At 59.4% G+C, this 22575-nt stretch carries 20 protein-coding genes; 3 read left to right on the forward strand and 17 right to left on the reverse strand.

Annotation, left to right across the window (positions count from 1 at the left end; translation table 11 throughout):
- Positions 1 to 12: 12 nt before the first annotated feature.
- From J2Y91_RS19590 to J2Y91_RS19600, 3 genes are read right to left on the reverse strand one after another with little or no spacing between them, the layout of a single operon-like run.
- Positions 13 to 3138 (reverse strand): efflux RND transporter permease subunit, encoded by a 3126-nt coding sequence (locus tag J2Y91_RS19590; protein WP_253539178.1) that lies wholly within the window; start codon positions 3136 to 3138, stop codon positions 13 to 15.
- A gap of 18 nt (positions 3139 to 3156) precedes the next feature.
- Positions 3157 to 4326 carry an efflux RND transporter periplasmic adaptor subunit gene (locus J2Y91_RS19595; protein WP_253539179.1) on the reverse strand — a complete coding sequence of 390 codons (1170 nt, stop codon included), beginning with the start codon at positions 4324 to 4326 and terminating at the stop codon, positions 3157 to 3159.
- A 36-nt stretch (positions 4327 to 4362) separates the two neighbouring features.
- Positions 4363 to 4701, reverse strand: a complete 339-nt coding sequence (locus tag J2Y91_RS19600) for a helix-turn-helix domain-containing protein (RefSeq protein ID WP_253539181.1) — start codon at positions 4699 to 4701, stop codon at positions 4363 to 4365.
- A 295-nt stretch (positions 4702 to 4996) separates the two neighbouring features.
- Between J2Y91_RS19600 and J2Y91_RS19605 the strand changes: the two genes are divergently transcribed.
- Positions 4997 to 5896: a LysR family transcriptional regulator gene (locus J2Y91_RS19605; protein ID WP_187499009.1), complete on the forward strand. Its 900-nt coding sequence runs from the start codon at positions 4997 to 4999 to the stop codon at positions 5894 to 5896.
- Positions 5897 to 6029: 133 nt separating this feature from the next.
- On the opposite strand, the gene J2Y91_RS19610 is transcribed toward J2Y91_RS19605, so the two are convergent.
- From J2Y91_RS19610 to J2Y91_RS19635, 6 genes are all read right to left on the reverse strand, one after another.
- Entirely contained in the window at positions 6030 to 6689 is a 660-nt protein-coding gene (locus J2Y91_RS19610) for an SDR family oxidoreductase (RefSeq protein WP_253539183.1), read from the reverse strand.
- A gap of 182 nt (positions 6690 to 6871) precedes the next feature.
- Entirely contained in the window at positions 6872 to 7759 is an 888-nt protein-coding gene (gene yghX, locus J2Y91_RS19615; protein WP_253539185.1) for a YghX family hydrolase, read from the reverse strand.
- Between the two features lie 117 nt (positions 7760 to 7876).
- Entirely contained in the window at positions 7877 to 8821 is a 945-nt protein-coding gene (locus tag J2Y91_RS19620; protein WP_253539187.1) for an aliphatic sulfonate ABC transporter substrate-binding protein, read from the reverse strand.
- Positions 8818 to 9681, reverse strand: a complete 864-nt coding sequence (locus tag J2Y91_RS19625; protein WP_253539189.1) for an ABC transporter substrate-binding protein — start codon at positions 9679 to 9681, stop codon at positions 8818 to 8820. Before J2Y91_RS19625 ends, J2Y91_RS19620 begins: the two co-directional genes overlap by 4 nt.
- On the reverse strand, positions 9681 to 10826 hold the full coding sequence (locus J2Y91_RS19630; protein ID WP_253539191.1) for an LLM class flavin-dependent oxidoreductase: 1146 nt from the start codon (positions 10824 to 10826) through the stop codon (positions 9681 to 9683). The genes J2Y91_RS19625 and J2Y91_RS19630 overlap by 1 nt, the downstream gene beginning before the upstream one ends.
- 156 nt (positions 10827 to 10982) lie before the next feature.
- The gene (locus J2Y91_RS19635; RefSeq protein ID WP_253539557.1) at positions 10983 to 11645 is read right to left on the reverse strand and encodes a DUF3313 domain-containing protein; all 663 of its coding nucleotides are present in this window, start codon (positions 11643 to 11645) and stop codon (positions 10983 to 10985) included.
- Positions 11646 to 11750: 105 nt separating this feature from the next.
- Between J2Y91_RS19635 and J2Y91_RS19640 the strand changes: the two genes are divergently transcribed.
- Positions 11751 to 12365: a TetR/AcrR family transcriptional regulator gene (locus tag J2Y91_RS19640; protein ID WP_048918005.1), complete on the forward strand. Its 615-nt coding sequence runs from the start codon at positions 11751 to 11753 to the stop codon at positions 12363 to 12365.
- 28 nt (positions 12366 to 12393) lie between these two features.
- Positions 12394 to 12690 (forward strand): Rdx family protein, encoded by a 297-nt coding sequence (locus tag J2Y91_RS19645; protein ID WP_048918006.1) that lies wholly within the window; start codon positions 12394 to 12396, stop codon positions 12688 to 12690.
- Positions 12691 to 12932: 242 nt separating this feature from the next.
- Here the strand turns inward: J2Y91_RS19645 and J2Y91_RS19650 are convergent, their stop codons facing one another.
- The 8 genes from J2Y91_RS19650 to J2Y91_RS19685 form a co-directional block, all read right to left on the reverse strand.
- Positions 12933 to 14225 carry an MFS transporter gene (locus J2Y91_RS19650; protein WP_048918007.1) on the reverse strand — a complete coding sequence of 431 codons (1293 nt, stop codon included), beginning with the start codon at positions 14223 to 14225 and terminating at the stop codon, positions 12933 to 12935.
- A 268-nt stretch (positions 14226 to 14493) separates the two neighbouring features.
- Positions 14494 to 15642, reverse strand: a complete 1149-nt coding sequence (gene dgoD / locus J2Y91_RS19655) for a galactonate dehydratase (RefSeq protein WP_253539194.1) — start codon at positions 15640 to 15642, stop codon at positions 14494 to 14496.
- Positions 15639 to 16256, reverse strand: coding sequence for a 2-dehydro-3-deoxy-6-phosphogalactonate aldolase (locus J2Y91_RS19660; RefSeq protein WP_253539197.1), 618 nt, complete (start codon positions 16254 to 16256; stop codon positions 15639 to 15641). The genes dgoD and J2Y91_RS19660 overlap by 4 nt, the downstream gene beginning before the upstream one ends.
- Entirely contained in the window at positions 16240 to 17121 is an 882-nt protein-coding gene (locus J2Y91_RS19665) for a 2-dehydro-3-deoxygalactonokinase (RefSeq protein WP_253539200.1), read from the reverse strand. Before J2Y91_RS19665 ends, J2Y91_RS19660 begins: the two co-directional genes overlap by 17 nt.
- Positions 17118 to 17816: a FadR/GntR family transcriptional regulator gene (locus J2Y91_RS19670; protein ID WP_048918011.1), complete on the reverse strand. Its 699-nt coding sequence runs from the start codon at positions 17814 to 17816 to the stop codon at positions 17118 to 17120. The genes J2Y91_RS19665 and J2Y91_RS19670 overlap by 4 nt, the downstream gene beginning before the upstream one ends.
- A gap of 167 nt (positions 17817 to 17983) precedes the next feature.
- Positions 17984 to 20377 carry a TonB-dependent receptor domain-containing protein gene (locus tag J2Y91_RS19675; protein WP_253539203.1) on the reverse strand — a complete coding sequence of 798 codons (2394 nt, stop codon included), beginning with the start codon at positions 20375 to 20377 and terminating at the stop codon, positions 17984 to 17986.
- A gap of 255 nt (positions 20378 to 20632) precedes the next feature.
- On the reverse strand, positions 20633 to 21112 hold the full coding sequence (locus J2Y91_RS19680) for a GNAT family N-acetyltransferase (protein WP_253539206.1): 480 nt from the start codon (positions 21110 to 21112) through the stop codon (positions 20633 to 20635).
- Between the two features lie 87 nt (positions 21113 to 21199).
- A complete protein-coding gene (locus J2Y91_RS19685) occupies positions 21200 to 22522 on the reverse strand; it encodes an LLM class flavin-dependent oxidoreductase (RefSeq protein WP_253539209.1) in 1323 nt (440 codons plus the stop codon).
- Positions 22523 to 22575: the final 53 nt, after the last annotated feature.

The raw sequence follows: 22575 nt of genomic DNA on the forward strand, positions 1-22575 counted from the left end.
CCCTGGCGCATGTCACTCCTCTTCTTCAAGCTTCTTCGCCGGGAAGCGCCTGCGCACCACCACAAAGAACACCGGCACGAAGTAGATAGCCAGCAGCGTTGCCGCCACCATCCCGCCAATCACCCCTGTCCCGACCGCATTCTGTGCGCCAGAACCCGCACCGGTACTGATTGCCAGCGGCAGCACGCCGAGAATAAACGCCAGCGAGGTCATCAGGATCGGGCGCAGACGCATGCGCACCGCATCCAGCGTGGCTTCAATCAGCCCTTTCCCTTCCTGCTCGATCTGATCTTTGGCGAACTCGACAATCAGAATGGCGTTTTTCGCCGACAGCCCGATAGTGGTCAGCAGCCCGACCACAAAGTAGACATCGTTGCTCAGCCCGCGCAGCGTGGTGGCAAGCAGCGCCCCGAGTACACCGAGCGGCACCACCAGCATCACCGAGAACGGGATCGACCAGCTCTCATACAGCGCCGCCAGGCACAGGAACACCACCACCAGTGAGATGGCGTACAGCATTGGCGCCTGCTGCCCGGTCATTCGCTCCTGGTAAGACATACCGGTCCAGTCAAAGCCGATGCCGGTTGGCAACTGCGCGGCCAGCTGTTCCATCATTGCCATTGCTTCACCCGAGCTTTTTCCTGGCGCAGGCTGGCCGAGGATCTCGACCGCCGGCAGGCCGTTATAACGTTCCAGCCGTGGTGAACCATAGACCCAACTGGCGCTGGAGAAGCTGGCAAACGGCACCATTTTGCCGTTGCTGGCGCGCACGAACCATTTATCGAGGTCGCCCGGCATCATGCGATACGGCGCATCGCTCATCACGTAAACTTTCTTCACGCGGCCGCTGTCGATAAAGTCATTGACGTAGCTGCCGCCCCAGGCGGTGCTGAGCGTGGTGTTGATATCTGCCAGCGGAACGCCGAGCGCGGTCGCTTTCTCCTGATCGATAATCACTTTGTACTGCGGGCTGTCATCGATGCCGTTAGGCCGCACTGCCGTCAGCATATCCGGGTGCTGGCGCACCAGATCCAGCAGCTGATTGCGCGCAGCGGTCAGTTTTTCATGGCCGAGGTTGCCCTGATCGATCAGCTCAAAGTCAAAACCGGTGGCGTTACCCAGCGCGATAATCGGCGGCAGGTTAAAGGCCACCACCTGCGCGTCGATAATGCTGGAAAACGCTTGCGTTGCCCTGGCCACCAGCGCATCGACCTTATTCTCCGCGCCCGCACGCTCGCTCCAGTCCTTAAGGCCCACGAAGGCGATACCGACGTTTTGCCCGCGCCCGGCAAAGCCGAATCCGTTAACGGTCAGTACGTTAGCCACGTTTTTCTTTTCGTCGTTCAGGTAGTAGTCGTTAATGCGATCCAGCACCTGCTGAGTGCGCTGCTGCGTGGCGCCCGGCGGCAGGATCGCCTGAGTGGCGAACACGCCCTGGTCCTCATTTGGCAGGAACGAGGTCGGCAGGCGCAGGAACAACAGCGCCATGCCCGCCACCAGCAGAGCGTAGATCAGCAGATAGCGCCCGGAGCGGTTCAGCAGGCGCGATACCGAATCGCTGTAATGGTCGGTGCTGCGCGCAAACAGCCGGTTAAACCAAGCGAAGAAACCACGATGCGCCACGTGCCCGCCTTTCGGCAGCGGCTTCAGCAGCGTAGCGCACAGCGCCGGAGTGAGGATCAGCGCCACCAGCACTGACAGCACCATCGCCGAGACGATAGTGATAGAGAACTGGCGGTAGATAACCCCGGTCGATCCACCAAAGAACGCCATCGGCACAAATACCGCCGAGAGCACCAGGGCGATACCCACCAGCGCGCCCTGGATCTGCCCCATCGATTTGCGCGTGGCGGCTTTTGGCGACAGGCCCTCTTCCGCCATCACCCGCTCGACGTTCTCCACGACCACGATGGCATCATCCACCAGCAGGCCAATCGCCAGCACCATGCCGAACATCGTCAGGGTGTTTATCGAGTAGCCAAAGGCGCTGAGGATGCCGAAGGTGCCCAGCAATACCACCGGCACGGCAATGGTCGGGATCAGCGTGGCACGCAGGCTCTGCAGGAACAGGTACATCACCAGGAAGACCAGCACGATCGCTTCGAACAGCGTTTTCACCACTTCGCTGATGGAGATAGTGATAAACGGCGTGGTGTCATACGGATAGACCACGCGCATCCCAGCCGGGAAATAGGGCTTCATCTCCGCCAGTTTGGCGCGGATAATATTGGCAGTATCCAGCGCGTTGGCCCCGCTGGCCAGCTGGATACCCAGCGCTGACGCCGGTTTACCGTTGATCTTCACCACAAACTGATAGTTTTCTCCGCCGCGCTCAATGCGCGCCACGTCGTGCAGCCTGACCTGCGAACCGTCGCCGTTCACTTTCAGCAAAATGTTGCCGAACTCTTCCGGCGAGGTCAGGCGCGTCTGCGCAATAATCGAGGCGTTTAACTGCTGCCCCGGCATCGGCGGCGCACCGCCCAGCTGTCCGGCGGCCACCTGCGCATTCTGGGTTTCAATCATGCCGATCACGTCGACCGGCGTCAGCTGCACGTTGTTCAGCTTGTTCGGGTCGAGCCAGATGCGCATCGCGTACTGCGACCCAAACAGCGTGGTGTCACCGACCCCGTCAAGGCGGCTGAGCGGATCTTTGATGTTTGAGCCAACGTAATCGGAGATATCTTCCTGCGACATCCTGCCGTTATCGTCAACGAAGCCTGCCACCAGGAAGAAGGTGCTGGAGGATTTACGCACCGTGATCCCCTGCTGCTGGACCTCCTGCGGCAGCAGCGGCGTGGCGAGCTGCAGCTTGTTCTGCACCTGAACCTGGGCGATGTCGGCATCGGTGCCGCTTTTAAACGACAGCGTCAGTTGCAGGGTGCCGGAGGAGTCGCTGGTTGAGGACATATACATCAGGCCGTCCAGCCCGTTCATATTCTGCTCAATCACCTGAGTGACACTGTTCTGCAAGGTTGTGGCATCGGCACCCGGATAGCTGACGCGGATCTGGATGGCGGTCGGGGCTACGTCAGGATACTGCGCGACCGGCAGGTTGACGACGGCAATCGCGCCCGCCAGCATCACCACAATGGCAATCACCCAGGCGAATATCGGCCGGTCAATAAAAAATCTGGACATCAGTGAGCTTTCCTGGAATTAAGAAGTAACGGGAGAAGGGCCAGCGGGCGCGTTGCTGTCGCCGGTAATTTCGCTTGGTTTGACCGTCATGCCGGGCTGTGCGCGCTGCAGACCGGAGACGATCACTTTTTCACCCGCCTGCAAACCAGAGCGGATCAGCCAGCGGTCACCGACGGCCTGGTCGGTTATCACATTGCGTAACGAGACCTTGTTATCGGCACCGACCACCAACGTGGTGGCATCCCCGCGCGGGTTACGGCTGATGGCCTGCTGCGGCACCAGCAGCGCGGTGGTATTGACGCCCTCCTCCAGCCGCGCCCTGACAAACATCCCCGGCAACAGCTGATGCTGTGGATTGGGGATAATGGCGCGCAGCGTGATGGAGCCGGTGGTCTGGTCGACGGTGACGTCCGAGAATGCCAGCGTACCGGGCTGGGCATAGGTTGCTCCGTTAGCCAGCAGCAGCGTTACGCGGGCCTTGCCGTTCACCTGCTGCAGCCTGCCGGACGCCAGCTGCTCTTTCAGCCGCATAAAGTCGTCACCCGACTGGGTAACGTCGACGTAGATCGGGTCGAGCTGCTGAATAGTTGCCAGCGCATCGCTCTGCCCGTCGGAAACCAGCGCGCCTTCGGTGACCGAGGAAGCGCCAATGCGCCCATCTATCGGTGCCTTCACCGTGCTGTACGCCAGATTTATCTGCGCACTTTGCACCGTGGCCTGCGCTGCCTGGAGCGCCGCCCGCGTTTGCTGAGCGCTGGCCCGCGCCTGGTCATAATCCTGCTGGCTGATGTAGCGCGTTCCAAGCAGCGGCTGATAGCGGCGCAGCGTAGTGGCGGCAATGCTGGCCTGCGCAGCGGCCTGCGCCTGGGCCCCTTTGGCACTGCCCAATGCGGCAAGATAAGGAGCCGGATCGATGCGGTACAGCGCCTCGCCCGCTTTGACCTCTACCCCCTCGGTAAACAGGCGGCGCTGGATGATCCCTGATACCTGCGGGCGCACCTGCGCGATGCGAAATGCCAGCGTGCGCCCAGGCAGGTCACGCGTGACGTTGAGTGCCTCCGTTTTCAGCGTGATAACCTTGACTTCAGGCGTGCTGGCGGCCGCCGTGGCAGGCGGTGAGTTGTCGCAGCCGCTTAACAGCAGCGCGCACAGCGCCGCCGTTGGGGTCAGTGCCCAACGTTGTTTCATTATTTTTCTCTCCAGAGACGTTCGGGAAGGTGTGTCTTATCGGTTTAAATTATTCATGCGGCGAAAAGTCGCAGGCGGAACCCGGTATTTGCGGGCAAAACTGCGGGTAAACGACTGCTGCGAGTCGTAACCATATTTCAGTGAAATAGCGATCACCGTATCGTTACCATCCAGCAGATCGTTCGCGGCCAGTTCCATTTTGCGGTCGCGAATATAGTCGCCCATGCTTTTATCCATAATGCGATGAAACATCCGTTGCAGATGCCACTTGGAATATCCCGCTTTTTCAGCCACTTCGTCTATCTTTAACGGGCGGCTGATATTGCCTTCAATCCATTCAACCAGGGTATTAACGATCTCTTGCTGTCGGTCCATAGGCCCCTCCGAAATCCCGCCGTACGGCGGTAGGGAAGATAAGATTTGCAGGGTTAATGCAGCTTAAGGGCAAAGAGTATCAACGAAAGTTACGCTTGATTAGCCCGCCGATAATACATATCGTTATGAGACTCATTCATTAATCGCCGCCACGCGTGGCGATAAACGTCACGGTTCTCGCCGACTTATGCCTGAACTGTTGAATTTTTCGCATAAGTGACCGATCGGGTATGCCACAGGAACAGGCATGTCTGCCCCCTTCCAAACCAGCAAAGCGATTACCTGTGAGGCCAGCGTGTTAAAAGACAATTTCAACGATCTCATCTCTCTGATGGTGGTGGCGCGGGAACGCAGTTTTACCAAGGCTGCGGCCAAGCTGGGCGTTTCACAGTCGGCGCTCAGCCACTCGATCCGGGCGCTGGAAGAGCGGCTGGCGCTGCGCTTATTAACGCGCACCACGCGCAGCGTGGCCCCGACCGAAGCGGGCGAACAGCTGATCAACGCTATCGGCCCGCGCCTGACGGAAATTGAATCCGAGCTGATCGCCATTACCGAAATGCGTGATAAACCGGCCGGCAATATTCGCCTCACCGCCGGGGAACATGCGGTGAAATCGGCGATCTGGCCGTCACTGAAGCCGTTTATCAAACAGTACCCGGACGTCAAAGTGGAGATTATTGTCGACAATACGCTGACCGATATCGTGAGCGGGCGCTTTGACGCTGGTGTCAGGCTGGGGGAATCCGTGGCGAAGGATATGATTGCGGTACGCATCGGCCCGGACTGGAGCATGGCGGTGGTCGGCTCGCCGGACTATTTCGCCCGCCACGGTCGGCCGCAGGTTCCACAGGATCTGCAGCAGCACAGCTGTATTAATATGCGCCTGCCGACGATGGGCGGTTTATATGCCTGGGAGTTTAAAAAAGGCGATCGGGAGATACGCGTGCGCGTGGAGGGCCAGCTGATATTTAATAACCTGGAGCCGCGTATTGAAGCAGCGGTTGAGGGGATGGGGCTGGCGTTCGTACCGGAAGACAGGGTTAGCGAACAGATCGCCCGTGGGGAGCTGGAGCGCGTGCTCACCGACTGGAGCGAACCGTTTCCCGGTTATTACCTCTATTACCCGAGCCGCAAACAGCACACCTCGGCGTTTGCCCGCATGATTGATGCGTTGCGTTATCCCCCTCTGCCCTGACGGGCCGACCGAAAAAGAGGGTCGGCCCCTACGTGAAGCGGCGTGGTTTACATACCGCGATCCTTCCTGAAACGGCCGTAGCGGTCGACCGCTGTTGTGGTCGACCCGGTACAGCAGAAAAGGGGGCCCTGTGTCAGAGAGCGACTATCTTGCTGATGGCTTCACGCACGGGCTGCTCACCGGCGGTGAGCTCGATGATGACGCGGCTAACGTCGGGCTGACGGATAATTTCTGCTAACGTCGCCGCCACATCATCACGGGTAATGTCGCCATAGGGGATGGCAAGTCCGGCATGGATAAGGCCGGTGCCCTTGCCATCCACCAGCGTGCCAGGCCTCAATATCACCCAGTCCAGTTCACTCTCAGCCAGCGCAACATCGGCCATTTTTTTCACACGCATGTAGTTTTCGAAGTTTTCCGAAGCCGTTTTTCCTCGCCCGGCCTCCGGGAAAGCAGAGACCAGCAGAAAACGCGGCACCCCTGCCTGGATAGCGGCAGCGACTGCAGTTTTCAACCCTTCGCCATCTACCGCGTTGGTCGTCTCCTGCCCACCTTTGCCACCGGCACCCGCCGTAAAGACCACCACCTCACTGCCTTTCATTAGCGCTGCCAGGGCCGGGGCATCAAGCCCGGTCAGGTTGCCTCTGACCGGCTCGGCTCCCTGCCGTTGTATTTCCTGTTCCTGTTCAGGTTTACGGTACAGTGCGCGAACCGCATGTCCGCTATCCGAAAGGAGGTGAGACAGACGCAGGCCGACCTTGCCAGCACCACCAATAATGAAAACCGTTGTCATCAATGACTCCCTCTTAATCACTTTTGCTCTGTCCGCCGCCACGGCAGCGGACAGATTGATAAAAACCAGTGTCATACTATGGTACGGTTTTGCACATTCTGCTGAATATATATCGCAGGCTATCTGTCGTTATCAGCGCCGCACCGAAACGGCGTGGCCCACCTGCGGGGCGCGCGCCAACTTTAAACCAGATACTGATTAAACCACGCTATCGTTCTTTCCCACGCCAGGTCAGCGGCGGCTTTGTCATAACGCGGAGTTGAGTCGTTATGGAAGCCGTGGTTGACCCCTTTGTACACGTAGCCCTCGTAAATCTTATGATGCTCTTTCAGCGCCGCTTCGTAAGGCGGCCAGCCTTCGGTGATGCGCGTATCCAGCTCGGCATAGTGCAGCAGCAGCGGCGCTTTAATCTTCGCCACGTCTTCCGTTTTAGGCTGACGGCCATAAAACGGCACGGCCGCCGCCAGCTCGGGATAGGCGACAGCTGCAGCATTGGCCACCCCGCCGCCGTAGCAGAAGCCGGTAATGCCCACTTTGCCGCTGCCGGGTTGATGCTGCATCAGAAATTCAATCGCGGCGAAAAAGTCGTTCATCAACTTAGTCGGGTCGATCTGCTGCTGCAGCTCGCGCCCCTTCTCGTCATTACCGGGATAGCCGCCGACCGAACTTAAGCCGTCCGGGGCCAGCGCGATAAATCCGGCCTTGGCCACGCGGCGCGCCACATCTTCGATATACGGATTCAGGCCACGGTTTTCATGCACCACCACCACGCCCGGCACCTTGCCACTGGCGTTGGCCGGGCGCACCAGGTAGCCTTTTACGCTGCCGTGCCCCTGCGGTGACGGATAGTGAATATATTCCGCGAGAATGTCAGGATCGGTGAACTCCACCTGCTGAGCATAAGCATAATTGGGCGTCAGCAATGTGCCGAGCGCGGCGGCCGACAGACCACCAACGACAAATTTCGCCGCGATATCAAGGAATTCGCGCTTGCTGATTTTGCCGTGGACGTAGAAATCGAAATACTCGAGTAGTTCGGGGGGGAAATCTTTTGCCGTCATACGTGTCATGCGCCAGGCTCCGTACGGTTGATACAGCAGATTATTTAAGGGCGGACCGCAACAAATGGTCCGCCCCTACATTGCCATAAACCCCTGGTCGCGACCATTTTTTCCGGTCGCTTCGCTTTACAGCTCTACGGAATGGGCGTTGATATCCGGGATGGCTTTGATCAGCCCCTGCTGCAGATACCACTCGGCAACGTGCTGAATATGCTGGCGCTGCGCTGCGCCGACCGGGGAGAGCGGCACGGTATTCACTGCGCCCAGCTGGTCGCCCAGCCCGTCCCCGAGGCGCCCCATCTGCTGCGCCCAGATTTTCCCGGCCTCATGCGGGTGCTGCTTCGCCCAGGCATTCTGCTGCTTCATCACCTCCCAGAATATCTTCACCACTTCCGGGTGCTGCTGATAAAACGAGGTGGTGACAAAATAGCCCACCGCATTTTCCGAGCCAAGCTGTTTGCCGTTGGTCAGCAGGCGGCCATCGTAGCTCTGGCGCGCCAGCGACAGGAACGGGTCCCATACGGCCCACGCATCAACATGGCCGCCGACAAAGGCGCTGCCGCTGTCGGTCGGCGTCAGGTACTCTTTCTGCACGTCGCTCTCTTTCATCCCGGCGCTTTGCAGCGCGCGCGACAGCAGATACTCCCCGGTGCCGCCCTTATTCACCGCCACCTTTTTCCCGCGCAGGTCGGCCAGCGTTTTCAGCGGCGACTCTTTACGGACCACAATGCCTTCGCCATCGGGCGACATCGCCTGATAGCCGAAGAACACCAGCGGCAGCCCGGCAGAGATGGCGGTGACAAACGCGGTTGAGCTGCCGGTGGTGATATCGATCGACCCGGCGTTCATCGCTTCATAGGCGGGCGCGGCTGAGGAGAACGTCCCCGACCACTGCAATTTAACGTTATGCGCGGCCAGCGCCTTTTCCAGGCTGCCGTTTTCCCGCGCCAGCGCCAGGTCGGTCGGCGCACGTAAAAAGCCAATCCGCAGCGTGACCGGGTCGGCAGCCTGAGCCGCCAGCGTGATGCCTAACGCCGCGGCAACCAGCACGCGCAGCACTCCCTTCTTCATGCCTGTACTCCGTATTCTGCCGCAACGCCAATCGTCAACGGCTGGGTGATAAATCCGGCGGCCAGCAGATCGTCGGCCTGCTGCTGCTGCTCCGCCAGCAGGGCTGGTGCAACGCGCTGAATGCCCCACGGGCGGGCGCGAAGGGTTGCCAGCCAGTGGCTTTCGCTCAGCGCACCCGGCAGATGCTGATGCAGCAGTCTGGCCGCCTGCAGGCTGTTTTCAGCAATCCAGCGGTCATTATCGCTGAGCACTTCCAGCAGCTGCGTTGCCTGCTGCGGATGCTGGCTGAGCCAGCTGGCGCGGCACCAGAACAGCGAACGATTGCGGATCACCTCGCCGACCTGAGAGAGACAGCGCACCTTTTTAGCATCCCGGGCGGCAGTTAGCCAGGGATCGATAGCGGCCCACAGATCCACCCGCCCTTCGCGCAGCGCACGCGCGGCATCGCTGCCGTTGAGGTCCACCAGCGTGACGTCACCCAGCGTCAGCTGCTGCCGGAGCAGCAGGCGGGCGAGAAAATGGTCGGTAAACGAGCCTTTCATACAGGCAATGCGCGCGCCGCGCAGGTCGCGCACGCTTTGCCTGGCGCCCTCCTTCATCGCCAACAGCGCACAGTTGGCGGCACGATCGGGAGAGGCAGCGAGATAGGCCACATCCAGACCGTTACCCTGGGCGTAGATCGGCGGGGTTGAGCCGGTCCCCGCCACGTCCAGCCGCCGGTCGGTCAGCATCGCCGCGCTGTCGCCGCCGTGCAGATAGTCCACCCAGCGCACGCCGCTTATCGCCGCTTCCAGCACGCCGCGCTGGCGCAGAATAAACAGCGAGAGGTTATTGGGATGGCTGCCGATACGTAAGCTCATCAGCGCTCCTCCGTCTGGCTAATCGGGCGGTCCCACAGATTGCTCCAGGTAAAGGTATTGCCCGCCTCGTCCGCCGCTGCCGTGACCGCATTGTCGTCCAGCTGCAGGCGCGGCAGCACCAGCTCGCTGAAGCGCTCGGCCTCCTCCAGCAGCGGGAAGCCGGAGAGAATAAACACCTCGACGCCAGCCTGCTGATAAGCTTTCAGCGTGCGTTCCACCGTTTGCGGGCTGCCGACAATCGCCGTGCCCGGACCCGGACGCACCAGACCGATGCCCGCCCACAGCCCGGGGTAGATCTCCAGCTCGCGCGGGTCGTCGGGGCGGGCGTCATTGTGCAGCGCGCTCATGCGTGCCTGGCCGACGGAGTCCGACCCCGCCGCCAGCGCCCGGCGGGCAGCGATCGCCTGCTCATCCATCGACTGATACAGCTCGTCTACCGCCTGCCATGCGGCCTCGTCGCTGTCGCGCACGATGACATACAGGCGAATGCCAAAGCGTAGCGTGCGCTGGTAAGCTGCCGCCCGCTGCTTCACCGTCGCGATTTTCTCTGCGGCCTGCGGCGGGGTTTCTCCCCAGGAGAGATAGGTATCAATATGCTTAGCCGCGACGTCCTGCGCCGCTTCAGATGAGCCGCCAAACCACAGTGCCGGAGGCGGATAGCCGCCGTTGCCCAACGCCAGCTTCGCCTTGTCGATATCAAGATGGTCGCCATGGAAATCCACCGACTGCCCGGCCAGCAGCGGTTTCAGCACGGTAAGAAACTCATCGCTCAGCGCATAACGCTGGTCGTGTTCCAGGTGCATACCGTAGGCGCCAAGGGTATTTTTATCACCGCTCACCACGTTCAGCAGCACCCTCCCTTTCGAGAACTGGTTAAAGGTTACTGCCATTTTCGCCAGCAGCGTCGGGGAGATCAGCCCTGGCTGGATGGCAATCAGAAACTTCATGCGCTCGGTGGCAGAGATCAGCGATGCACCGATAATCCACGGATCGTGCGCCCCCGTCGCCAGCAGCGCACCGTGAAAACCCAGACGGTCAATACCGCGCGCCACCCGCTGGAACCAGGCATAATCGATGTTATAGCTGCCGGCGGCGTTCCACGGCTGAGGGCCATCAGGGGCGGTGAGATACCAGTAAATTTCCATTGCGGCTAACCTATGCTGTGTCAGAGTTAAACCACAGCAATATCAAAGCCGTATCGTAAGGACAAAGAAGAAATCGGGGAAAGGTGTGCAGGAATGAGCATTTGGAAAACTGGCGGCTCTGTGGCCGCCTTGTCTTTTCCTGGTGTGGGCGCGGGGTTATTTCAACATCGCCAGCAGCTGGTCTGCCCCCTTATCAATGCCGGTTTTTGCCGCAGAGAGTGAACCAAAACTTGCCCCGACGTTCATCGCGTTCGGATACTGCTTAGTGACGTACGCCGCCAGCAGCTGCTGATTATCCGCCTGATAAATCTCCACCGCGTAGCTGGCGGACCCGTTCATCAGCCCTTCGCGGCCGCGTACGGCCTGGACGATATTGTAAGGCCCGCCCGCCAGATCAAACTTGGTGAAGGTGCCCAGCACCGGCGTAGTCGTTTCGGCTCCGGTTAGCGTCAGCCGGATGCGTATTGCCCGCGGCGAAGGCTGCTGCGTAAAGCTAAAGCGCCCTTTCAGCGCCTGCTGCACCCTTTGCTGCAAGTAGCTGGCCAGCTCCTGACGGTCGGCACTGTCCATATCGCCAAACTGGTTGTCGGCCCCCTGATAAACGATGACAGGATCGATCGTCACCTCGGTATATTTGCTCCAGTCGACCTGACGCGCGGTGCGCCAGGGCTGGCGATAAGCATCATCGCCGCTGTTTGCCTGCAGTTGCTCAGCGGAAGCTAGCCCCGCATAGCGCGACGGCTGGGTGCCTGCACAGCCGGCTAACGCCAGTGAGAGCAGAATCAGTGTGGTGCGAAATCCCCGGTGCTGGTTAATCATCATTAAACCTCATATATGTACCGTACTGTACGGTTTATTTATGCCCTGGCAGGATTTTTTTGTCAATAAAATGTACACTCGGGTTTATTTTTCGCGGGAGGTGCGATGAAAGTCAAAACGGAAGCCCGCCGTGAGGCGATTGTGGAAGCTGCCGCTCAGCTCTTCCAGGAAATGGGGTATGAACGCGCCTCAATGAATGAGCTGGCGAAGCGGCTGGGTGGCTCGAAAACCACGCTGTATAACTATTTCCCCTCGAAAGAGGAGCTGTTTAGCGCGGTGATCCGCACCTATGCGACGCAGCACCTGACCGACGCCGCCTGTGCGCTGGATACCTCCGTCAGCAAAGGCCTGTCGCTGACCGAGAAGCTGCAGCTGTTCGGTGAGCAGATGCTGCAGGTGATGACCACCAACAACACCGCGCTGGCGGTATACCGCATGGTGGTGGCTGAAGCCGGTCATTCGGAGATGGGGATGCTGTTTTATGAATCAGGGCCGCGTGAGAGCATTGAACGGCTGGCGCGACTGTTCTCCAGCGCGATGGACAGCGGCGTGCTGCGCATGGGCGACCCGCAGATCCGCGCGCTGCAGTTCCTCGCCCTGCTGACTGCAGAAATTGAGATCCGCATTTATCAGCGCAACGCGCCGCCGCTAAGCGTGAAGCGGGTCAGCGAGATGACCGCCTGTGCGGTAAGAATGTTTATGGCTGGCGCAGGAAAGTAGTGCCGCCCCTATTGTGAGGAGATGAATAATGAAAACTCTGCCTGCTGTCACTATCACCTACTGCTCCCAGTGCAACTGGATGCTGCGCGCCAGCTGGATGGCGCAGGAGCTGCTGCACACCTTTAGCACCGACCTTGGCTCGGTTACGCTGATACCCGGCACCGGAGGTGTTTACCAGATTGCGATCCACGACCAGATAATCTGGGACCGCAAAACTGATAACGGTTTTCCCGATGCCGCCGAGATCAAACGCCGCCTGCGCGCCGTCTGCTTCCCCGAGCGTGACCTTGGCCATATTGACCAGCACGTGAAACCGGCCGAATAACACCACAGCGGGTCAGGCATGCCTGACCCCTACCTGAACCCGGATGCTGCTACCATGGGGGGCGGGCACGCCCAACCCGTTGTTTTACGTGATGCTGCTATCGACAGGCGTCAGGCATCCCCGACCCGCTGTTTTCCGTGATGCTGCAACCGTAGGGATCGGGCACGCCCGACCCATTGTTTTCCGTGATGCTACAACCGTAGGGGACGGGCACGCCCGACCCGTTGTTTACCGTATCGCAATTAACCGACGCGCTTCACGTCACCGACCAGCAGGATGTAGGAGAGCGCACCAATCAGCGCCACCACCGAGATATAGATCAGCGCCGGGGAGAAGCCATAATCCTGCGCCAGATAGCCCACCACCAGCGGCACGGTGATGCCACCCAGCCCGCCAATAAAGTTGAATACCCCACCGGTTAAACCAATCAGACGCACCGGCGCCAGCGAAGAGACCAGCGACCAGGTGATTGAAGCAAAGCCGTTGCCGAAGAACGCCACCGCCATCAGTACCATGATCCAAACCGGATCGTTGGTGTAGTTGGCGCCCATAATGCAGGTGGAGATCAGCAGCCCGCAGATGATCGGCGTTTTACGCGCAAAGCCCAACGAGCGGCCGCTGCGCACCAGACGGTCGGCGACAATGCCGGAGAGGATCACCCCGAAAAAGGCAGCGAGGAACGGCACGGTCGTCATAAAGCCAGCGGTAAGTGCCGCAATATGTTTCTCCTGGGTCAAATAGTTAGGGAACCAGGTGAGGAAAAACCACAGCGTCGAGGTCACGGCAAACTGCCCGAGGTAAACGCCGCACAGCTTGCGGTGGAACACCAGCTTCCAGTCAGCCGCCGTCATTTTAACGCGGTTTTTCTTCTCTGAGGGGGCATCGCCGTCGATCATCGCCCCGCCGTCGCGAATGTACTCCAGCTCGGCCTGGTTGATACCCTGGCTTTTGCGCGGAGCCTGGTAGACTTTGATCCAGACAAATGACCAGATAATGCCGATGCCGCCGGTAATGATAAACACCCAGTGCCAGCTCAGTATCTCCTGGATCCAGATCAGCAGCGGCGTCAGAAATGCCAGGCCGACAAACTGCCCTGAAGTGTAAAAACCCACGGCCGAAGCACGCTCCTGCTCCGGGAACCAGCTGGTCACCAGGCGATTATTGGTCGGGAACGCCGGCGCTTCAAAGATACCGGTAATCGCGCGCAGGCCAATCAGCGACATTAATCCGCTGGCAAAGCCTTGCAGCAGCGTCGCCACCGACCAGCCGAAGATGGCGATGAAATAGGTCAGGCGCGAACCGACGCGGTCAAGGAACCAGCCGCCGGGAATCTGGCACAGGGTATACAGCCATGCAAAGGCCGAGAAGACGTAGCCCATCTGCGCTTTGCTTATGCCAAACTCTTCCTGAATATGTGCCGAGGCCACCGCCAGGTTGGCGCGGTCGACATAGCAAATCACCACGGTAATAAAAATCATCAGCAGGGTTAAATAACGCCGACGCGTAGGCCTGGTATTAACGTCAGAGATGTCCATAATAGGGCTCCGTAGGGTTTCAGGGCGAGATTTACCCGCCCGGTGAGAGGTTTATCTTTCTAATAATTTGATAAAAAATTGCCATATAAATGGAACGGTACACTTTGCCACTAATATCGTTAATGGCTGTGCACTCTTAATTAATATCCAAAATAATTCGAGCAGCAGGAAGGCGGCAAGCCCGTGAGTCTCCAGCAGCATAGTAAGCTATGTGACTGCGGTGAGCGGGTGAAGCCAACGCATCTGCGGCTCGAAGAATGAAGGATATTTACCATTCCGCCACGGAACCATCCGCGAAACGCCACAATGGATTACGCCAGTCCGGGGCATTTTTACTGCGCTCAATCACCAGCTCTTCGTTTATTTCTACGCCGAGGCCGGGTTTATTTAACGGATAGAAATGACCGCCATCCATTTTAAAGTCGTCTTTATTAATCACGTAGTCGAGAAGTTCGGCGCCTTTATTATAATGGATGCCCATACTCTGCTCCTGGAATACCGCATTGCGCGAGACAAAATCGACGTGCAGGCAGGCTGCCAGCGCAATCGGTCCCAGCGGGCAGTGCGGCGCCAGCGCCACATCGTAAGATTCAGCCATCGCGGCAATTTTATAGCACTCGGTAATGCCGCCCGCGTGGGAGAGATCGGGTTGCAGGATAGCGAGACCGCCCGCTTCCAGCACGCGTTTAAACTCGAAGCGCGAGAACATGCGCTCACCGGCGGCAAGCGGAATATGGGTTTGTGCCGCCAGTTTCGGATAGTACTCCGCCTGCTCTGCCAGCACCGGCTCTTCGATAAACAGCGGACGATACGGCTCCAGCTCTTTGATCAGCACTTTCGCCATTGGCGCACTGACGCGGCCGTGGAAGTCGAGGCCGAACTCAATCTCACTGCCGAACGCTTCACGGATCTGCGCCACGGTATTGACGGCGGTATCGATCTTACGCGAGTTATCGATAATGCCCATCTCTTCACAGCCGTTCAGCTTAAAGGTGTCGAAGCCGATGGTGCGCAGCTTTTTGATCCCTGCGATGGCATCTGCCGGGCGGTCGCCGCCGACCCAGCTGTAGGCTTTGATGCTGTCGCGCACCAGCCCGCCCAGCAGCTGATAGACCGGGACGCCGAGCACTTTGCCCTTAATATCCCACAGCGCCTGGTCGATGCCCGCAATGGCGCTCATCAGGGTTGGGCCACCGCGATAGAAGCCGCCGCGATACATGACCTGCCAGAGATCGTTGATGCGCGCCGGATCCTGGCCGATCAGATAGTGTGACATCTCGTGCACCGCCGCTTCCACGCTGCGTGCCCCCCCTTCTATTACCGGCTCGCCCCAACCGAATACGCCTTCGTCAGTTTCAATTTTGAGGAACATCCAGCGCGGCGGTAGGCGGTAAGTCGTCAGTTTGGTAATTTTCATCGTAACGCGTCCTTATAAGCGTGAATAAATGCCTGAGCCTGTTCAACGGTGCGCGCCAGCGGCTGCCCGGCGCGGTAGAGATCGCTGCCCAGCCCGGCGCCAATGCAGCCCGCCGCCATAAAATCTTTTAAGTTTTCCGGAGTCACGCCGCCGACGGCAAACACCGGAACGTCGGCAGGCAGCACCGCCTTCAGGGCTTTGATATAGTCAGGGCCAAAGGCGGAGGACGGGAAGATTTTCAGGGTTTGCGCACCGGCTTCCAGCGCGGTAAACGCTTCGGTCGCGGTCGCGCACCCGGCTGCCACCACCATCCCGCAATCGACCGCCCGGCGGATCACCTTGGCGTTGGTATTTGGCGTCACCACCAGCTGGCTTTTGATCTGCGCCAGCTGCTCAACCTGCTCCACTTTCAGTACCGTTCCAGCACCGATCAGTGCTTTATCGCCGAAGTTCTTCACGGCTTCGCTAATGCTGACCGCCCACTCCGGGGAGTTAAGTGGGATCTCGATGGCGTCGAACCCTGCGGCGATCAGCGCGGCAATATGCTCCTGCGCTTCCTGCGGACGGATGCCGCGTAAAATGGCGATTAACGGTAATTTAGTCTGCCAGCTCATTGGCTATGCTCCTTATCCCATGCTGGAAGGCGCTATCGCCCGCCAGCGTTTGTGTATTGAGGCCGACAAAACGCAGCGCCTGCTGATAGCGTTGCGCCAGCGCCTCCCCGGCTATAATCGTCACCGGACGCCCGGCCTTCAACGCGTACTGCCCGGCCATCAGCGCCGCTTCGTGGCCAATTAACAGCCCGGAGAGAAAATCGCTAATCGTCGCCCGGTCACGCACCCCCAGCACGTGTGCCGCACGCACTTCAAACAGCCGGGAGAGAATGGAGCGGTCGCTGCTGCCTACCGCCAGCCCGTCGCGAAAAGCGGCGCGATCCTCACGCTGCTCAGGCAGCCCCGCCCCCACCAGCGACTGCGTTAACAGCAGGTGGTGCAGCTCACCGGTCATCACGGTACGAAAATCGATAATCTGCTCCGCTTCGGCCTGCACCCACTTGGCATGGGTGCCGGGCATCACGTAAACGTCCGCCGGGGCCAGCTGATGTGCGCCCAGCAGCTGCGTCTCTTCACCGCGCATGACGTTGGCGTTATCCTCCCGCTCTACGCTCAGCCCGGGCACCACCCAGGCACGGTTATCGACGCGGGTCAGGCGAGCGGCAATGTCGCTTAAGCGCACCGGGCAGCTGAGGTACGGCACCGGCTGCCAGCCCGCGTTGCTGCCGACCATCCCGGCCATCACCACTGGCACGGCATCCACCGGCCAGCCGGCGGTCACTTCGGCAAACACTTCCGCGCAGCTGCGCCCGTTAAGGCGCGTGACGCCCGCCTCTGAGCGGCGCTGTTCGACACATGCGCCCTGCTGATAGTGCCACGCGCGTAAATTGGTGGATCCCCAGTCGATGGCGATATAGCTGTTCACATTATCTCCTTAAGGCGCCCCGTTGAGCTGGCAATCATGGTTTTCGCCGCCTGCTCAGCGGCATCGGCATCCTGATGGCGAATGGCATCCAGCAGAGCTTTATGCTCCTCCAGCGTACGCGGCATATTGGCTTCGTCCGGCATAAAGGTGCGGTCAAACACCGCTTTTTGCAGCTCGCCAATCGCAACGTTAAGCTGTTGCAGCACCGGGTTATGCACCGAGGCCATCACCGCTTCGTGGTAGCGAATATCCGCCTGGTTAAAGGCATCGCGATCGCGGCGGTTCGCCACCATCTCGTTCCAGGCCATCTCGATATTCGCCAGATCGCTGGAGGTGGCGCGCTCCGCCGACCAGCGCGCAATTTGCGGCTCTACCAGCACGCGCACTTCGTTCATGGCGGCGATCAGGCGCGGGTCGTCATCATGCGCCAGCGACCAGCGCAGCACGTCGCTGTCGAGATAGTTCCACTGGTTGCGCAGGGTGACGAACGCGCCGCGATAGCGCTTCATCTCCATCAGGCGTTTCGCCATCAGTGAGCGAAACACCTCGCGAATAATATTGCGCGAGGTGGTAAAGCGTTCGCACAGCTCGGCTTCGGCAGGCAGCGCGCCGCCGGGAACATATTTGCCCGAAACGATCTCCTCGCCCAGGGTCAGGATGATGCGTTCGGTTTTACTTAGCTGTTCTTGCGTCATGATTTTCCATTCGGTGAGCTGCAGGTCAGCGGCGGCGATTGATGAGCGGATTGTAGTACTAATGGGTAAAGTTGTACTACAATCCAGATCACAAAACAGCCAATTGCTCTGGCAGACACAAAAAAGGCCGGGCAAGCCCGACCTTATGGTTAATCCTGAGCCTTACATCAGAAATCGACGTTCACACCCAGCTGGAAACTACGCCCCGGCATGACGGCCAGTGAGCGGTCGTTGATATCCATCGGGGTATCCCCGGTCAGGTCGCGGCTGCTGAGGTAGTCCCAATATTTGCGATCGGTCAGGTTATAGATACCGCCGCTCAACCTGACGTTCTTCGTCACCTTCACCCACGCGGAGAGATCCACCATGCCGTAGCCCGGCACGCGCTGGTATTCGGAAGTGGCATCGGTCAGCGCCGAGCCACTGTTGTTGAAGCTGTTGCGGTTAGTGTTTTCCGCCCGCTTACCCTTCACAAAGGTTGCGGTGACGTTGGCGCCAAAGCGCTGCGCCGGATCGTCCCAGCCCACGCCGACCACGGCTTTCATCGGTGCCACGCTGTCGAGGTCAACATACCTGTCGCCCGCATAGCTGGATTTCGACTGCCCTTTGCTGTAGCCGAGCGCGAAAGTACTGTTCAGACCATTAACTGCGTCAAACCAGGTGCCGTAGTTGATTTTGCTGCTGACGTTGCCGCCCCAAATGTAGGCTTTATCGCGGTTTTCCGCCTGATACGTGGTGGCGATATTTGACGGCACGTTGGCAAACTTCTCCGGGTTGGTGGCGCGGCTGTAGCGGGTGTAGGCAATGAAGTTTTTATAGCTGTTATAGAACATCGCACCGCTGAAGGTGACGCCTGGCGTTGCTTCGCCCTTTACGCCCCATTCAACGTTGTTGCTGGTTTCGGTATCGAGATCGCTATTGCCGATCAGCGCGTACTGGCGCCCGGCCAGATAGTTGGAGCCGAGGTTCCACGAGCCGTACAGCTGGCTGGCATTCGGGAACTGCGCACCGCGCTTGTACTGCACATAGGTCATCAGCTTTGGCGTGATGTCGTAGTTGAAGCTGATTGACGGCAGTACCTGCGTGTCGCTGTTGGTTTTGCCGTACAGCGCTTCGGCATCGGCCCCGGTCAGCACGTCGGTTCCGGCGGCGAGGTTATCAAGGTTCTGCGGTTTGGTTTCCTGGTGTGCTACGCGCACGCCGGGCACGACCGCAAAGCAGTGACCGTCGAGATCGAACTGAATGGTGTCCTGCACGAAACCACCAAGCACCACGGTGCGGCTGTCGCCCTGGGGTTTGGTGATCTTATTGAACGAGGTCTGCGCCGGGGACTGGCTGAACGGGCGCTCCGCATCGGCCAGACGGGCATTGACTCCGGCCAGCAGATCGTGACGGCCAATGCTTTTCGCCAGCTGGGCTTCATAGCCCACCGTTGCAACGTTGTAGTCGGAGTAGACGCGCTGCAGGGATGACGCATCCAGCGGCATCAGGGTGTTGTCGTGCGCTTCGGTTTTCTGGTAGTAGACCTTGTTACTCAAGCTGTCGACCCACGCGTTGGCCGGCGTCCACTCATCCTTCAGGCTGATGCCCCAGCGGCGGGTATTGCTCTGCTGATTGGCATCGCCCAGTACCGCCGTGCCCGCGGTGTTCCAGCTGTCGTAACGGGTGTGGTTCACCTTGTTGTAGAGATCGACGGTGGCAATCAGCTTGTGCTCGTCGTTGGGCTGCCAGATGCCGGAGGCGAGAAACGCATCGGAGTGCCAGTTCGCCGGGTAAGCATCCAGCTCGCCGCTGTTGTTGCGCGTCTCCTGCCCGTCGCGACGACTGTAAGCCACCAGCCCGCGCAGGGTTTCATCGCCCATCGCGGCGGTAATGCCGTTATGCCAGCTGCGGTTGGAGGAGTCGTAATCGCTCTGGTAGCCAAAGTAGGTCGGTTTTGACGGCGCAAGGTAGTCATCGGCAGATTTCGGCTGGAAGGAGACGGAGCCGCCGAGCGCGTTATTGCTGCGCGCCGTAGAGGTTGCGCCGACTTCGATGTCGACCTGGCCGTAAAGATAGGGGTCCACGTAGTCGCGACCGATACCGAAGGTATTTACCCCGGCGCGGCTGGCGTAGCTGCGCCCGGTCGCGTCCGGCTGCGGGATGCCGTCAACGTCCATCGCGATGCGGTTGCCTTCCAGACCACGGATGTTGTAGCCGGTATAGCCGCTACGGTCGAAGCCGCTTTTACCGCTGGTGGATCCGCCGCTGCTGCCGACCGCGCCGATCAGCGTTTCATAACGCATGATGGTGCCGAAGTCGTTGCCGCCGCGCTGCTGCATCTCCGCCGCGCTGAGCGTGATTTTACTGCCGGCGACGTTTTTCACCGCCGGCGACAAAACGGTCATCTCCGCATCATCTTTCGGCCTGGCGGCAGCGGACGGTTTCTGGCTGCTGGCGTTCTGTGCTGTTTGTGCGGTCTCGTCACCCTGCTGCGCCGCGCTGCTGACGGTGGCGGTGAGTAAAGTTCCCATGACGAGCGATGTCTGCAGTAGCCCCTGGCGGGACGAAAATTTGAGCATGATAAATACCTGATTTAATTATTGGTATTTGCTCAACAGTGCTTTCCGGTGAAACAGGTAATGGCCCCGAAAATGCGATGCGCGGGGCAAGTCGTTCTTTATAATTTGCGACATCATATACAGACGATAATAATTATCAATACACTAATTGAATAATTTACATTAACCTGCGGAACTTTCTGCTAATGCCACCCTCATGGCATAAAAAAACCGCTGTTCCTTGCGGCGCAGCGGCTTTTGCGTGACTCAGTCCCCTCAGGATTCAGCGAAATCCGTCAGCACCTTGCCCTCCATGCGGTAGCGCACCCACTCATCCTGCGGCGCGGCGCCAAGGCTTTTATAGAAGTCGATGGCAGGCTGGTTCCAGTCGAGCACGCTCCACTCCAGGCGGCCACAGTTGCGCGCGACCGCCAGCTGAGCGATATGGCGCAGCAGAGTTTTACCAGCTTTATGGCCGCGAAAACGCGGGGAGACGTAGAGATCTTCAAGATAAATACCGTTTTTGCCCAGCCAGGTAGAGTAGCTGGTAAAGAACACCGCGTAGCCCGCCGCCTCACCGTCGATTTCGCAGATCAGCGCTTCGGATTTGCTATCCGCAGCAAACAGCGACTCTTCGATGTCCTGCTGGCTGGCAACCACTTCATGTAGCGCTTTCTCATATTCGGCCAGCTCGGCGATCATCGCGAGGATCAGTTTAGCGTCCGGGCGTGCGGCGCGGCGGATAACGATATTCATACTATTTCCCTGAGGTTAAGGCGTGGTTAGCGCTTAGCATAACTGCTAAGCGCGGGTGAATGAAGGGAAAGCTTATGCCGCTATGCGTCACGCAGCGTGATGAGTATGAGTTATGCGCTGCTCGTGCCTGCCAATCCCCAACCGTTCGCGCAGCGTGCGGCTGTCGTCCTGGTGCCAGTATCCACGCGCTTCAAGGATCGGCAGTACGTAGCGCACCACATCCTCCAGCGCTTCGTTCAGCACCGGGCCGCAGATGATAAACCCGCTGGCGCCACCCTGCTCAACCCAGCGGATAAAGGTGTCGGCCACCTGCTCTGGCGTGCCGAAAAACTCGCCTTTCGGCAGCGTGGTGCGCAGGGCAACCTCACGCAGCGTTAACTTTTCTTCTGCCGCCAGTCGTTTGATCTGATCGGTAGTGGAACGGAAGCTGTTCTCGCCCAGGCTACCCAGCTGCGGGAAAGGCGCGTCCGGGTCATACTGGCTGAAGTCGTGATGGTCGAAGAAGCGGCCAAGGTAGTTCAGCGCCTGCTCCAGCGTCAGCAGGGAGAGCAGGTACTGATATTTCTCTTCGGCCTCCTGTTGCGTGGCGCCAATAATCGGGCTGATGCCGGGGAAGATCCCCACCGCTTCACGCCCCTGCTGCGCCACCTGTTCGCGCAGGCTGGCAGCGTAGCCTTCGGCTTCCTCCAGCGTGCGCGCGTTGGTAAACACCGCGTCAGCCGTCGCCGCCGCCAGGCGAATACCGGACTCAGAGGCGCCCGCCTGGAAGATCACCGGCTGCCCCTGTGGGGAGCGCTGAATATTGAGCGGCCCCTCGACCGAGAAGTGATCGCCCTGATGATTCAGCTTGTGCAGCTTGCTGGCGTCAAAAAACTCGCCGCTCTGCTTATCACGAATAAAGGCGTCCTCTTCCCAACTGTTCCACAGCCCCTGCACTACCTCGATATATTCGCGCGCTATCTGATAACGCTGGCCGTGCTCCGGATGTGTTTTACCAAAGTTGCGCGCCGAGCCTTCGAGCGGCGAGGTCACCACGTTCCAGCCTGCGCGCCCGTGGCTGAGCAGGTCGAGCGTTGCCAGCTGGCGCGCGACGGTAAACGGATCGCTGTAGGAGGTGGAGATGGTTCCGGCCAGCCCGATGCGCTCGGTCACCGAGGCCAGCGATGAGAGCAGCGCCACCGGCTCGAAACGGTTGAGGAAATGCGGCAGGGATTTTTCATTGATGTGCAGCCCGTCGGCAACAAACAGGAAATCCAGCCCGGCATCTTCCGCCTGGCGTGCCAGCTGGTGATACCAGTTAACGTTGACGCTGGCATCCGCCGGGACGCGATGATGGCGCCACGCATTCATAAAACCACCCGCGCCCTGCAGCATCAGACCAAGTTTGATCCGTTGTGGATTCTGGCTCATTTCACTACTCCCTCGTCATAAGATATGACGCCAGATTTTCATAAATCTGCCAC

Source organism: Erwinia aphidicola, assembly GCF_024169515.1.
In the GTDB taxonomy this organism is placed as follows: Bacteria; Pseudomonadota; Gammaproteobacteria; order Enterobacterales; family Enterobacteriaceae; genus Erwinia; species Erwinia aphidicola.

Excerpts from the sequence above, each read along its gene's own strand:
- J2Y91_RS19590 (WP_253539178.1), bottom strand. The coding sequence starts at position 3,138 with ATGTCCAGATTTTTTATTGACCGGCCGATATTCGCCTGGGTGATTGCC.
- dgoD (WP_253539194.1), bottom strand. The coding sequence starts at position 15,642 with ATGAAAATTACCAAACTGACGACTTACCGCCTACCGCCGCGCTGGATG.
- J2Y91_RS19635 (WP_253539557.1), bottom strand. The coding sequence starts at position 11,645 with ATGATTAACCAGCACCGGGGATTTCGCACCACACTGATTCTGCTCTCA.
- J2Y91_RS19645 (WP_048918006.1), top strand. The coding sequence starts at position 12,394 with ATGAAAACTCTGCCTGCTGTCACTATCACCTACTGCTCCCAGTGCAAC.
- J2Y91_RS19660 (WP_253539197.1), bottom strand. The coding sequence starts at position 16,256 with ATGAGCTGGCAGACTAAATTACCGTTAATCGCCATTTTACGCGGCATC.
- J2Y91_RS19670 (WP_048918011.1), bottom strand. The coding sequence starts at position 17,816 with ATGACGCAAGAACAGCTAAGTAAAACCGAACGCATCATCCTGACCCTG.
- J2Y91_RS19600 (WP_253539181.1), bottom strand. The coding sequence starts at position 4,701 with ATGGACCGACAGCAAGAGATCGTTAATACCCTGGTTGAATGGATTGAA.
- J2Y91_RS19620 (WP_253539187.1), bottom strand. The coding sequence starts at position 8,821 with ATGAAGAAGGGAGTGCTGCGCGTGCTGGTTGCCGCGGCGTTAGGCATC.
- J2Y91_RS19630 (WP_253539191.1), bottom strand. The coding sequence starts at position 10,826 with ATGGAAATTTACTGGTATCTCACCGCCCCTGATGGCCCTCAGCCGTGG.
- J2Y91_RS19610 (WP_253539183.1), bottom strand. The coding sequence starts at position 6,689 with ATGACAACGGTTTTCATTATTGGTGGTGCTGGCAAGGTCGGCCTGCGT.
- J2Y91_RS19595 (WP_253539179.1), bottom strand. The coding sequence starts at position 4,326 with ATGAAACAACGTTGGGCACTGACCCCAACGGCGGCGCTGTGCGCGCTG.
- J2Y91_RS19675 (WP_253539203.1), bottom strand. The coding sequence starts at position 20,377 with ATGCTCAAATTTTCGTCCCGCCAGGGGCTACTGCAGACATCGCTCGTC.
- J2Y91_RS19625 (WP_253539189.1), bottom strand. The coding sequence starts at position 9,681 with ATGAGCTTACGTATCGGCAGCCATCCCAATAACCTCTCGCTGTTTATT.
- yghX (WP_253539185.1), bottom strand. The coding sequence starts at position 7,759 with ATGACACGTATGACGGCAAAAGATTTCCCCCCCGAACTACTCGAGTAT.
- J2Y91_RS19685 (WP_253539209.1), bottom strand. The coding sequence starts at position 22,522 with ATGAGCCAGAATCCACAACGGATCAAACTTGGTCTGATGCTGCAGGGC.
- J2Y91_RS19680 (WP_253539206.1), bottom strand. The coding sequence starts at position 21,112 with ATGAATATCGTTATCCGCCGCGCCGCACGCCCGGACGCTAAACTGATC.
- J2Y91_RS19650 (WP_048918007.1), bottom strand. The coding sequence starts at position 14,225 with ATGGACATCTCTGACGTTAATACCAGGCCTACGCGTCGGCGTTATTTA.
- J2Y91_RS19640 (WP_048918005.1), top strand. The coding sequence starts at position 11,751 with ATGAAAGTCAAAACGGAAGCCCGCCGTGAGGCGATTGTGGAAGCTGCC.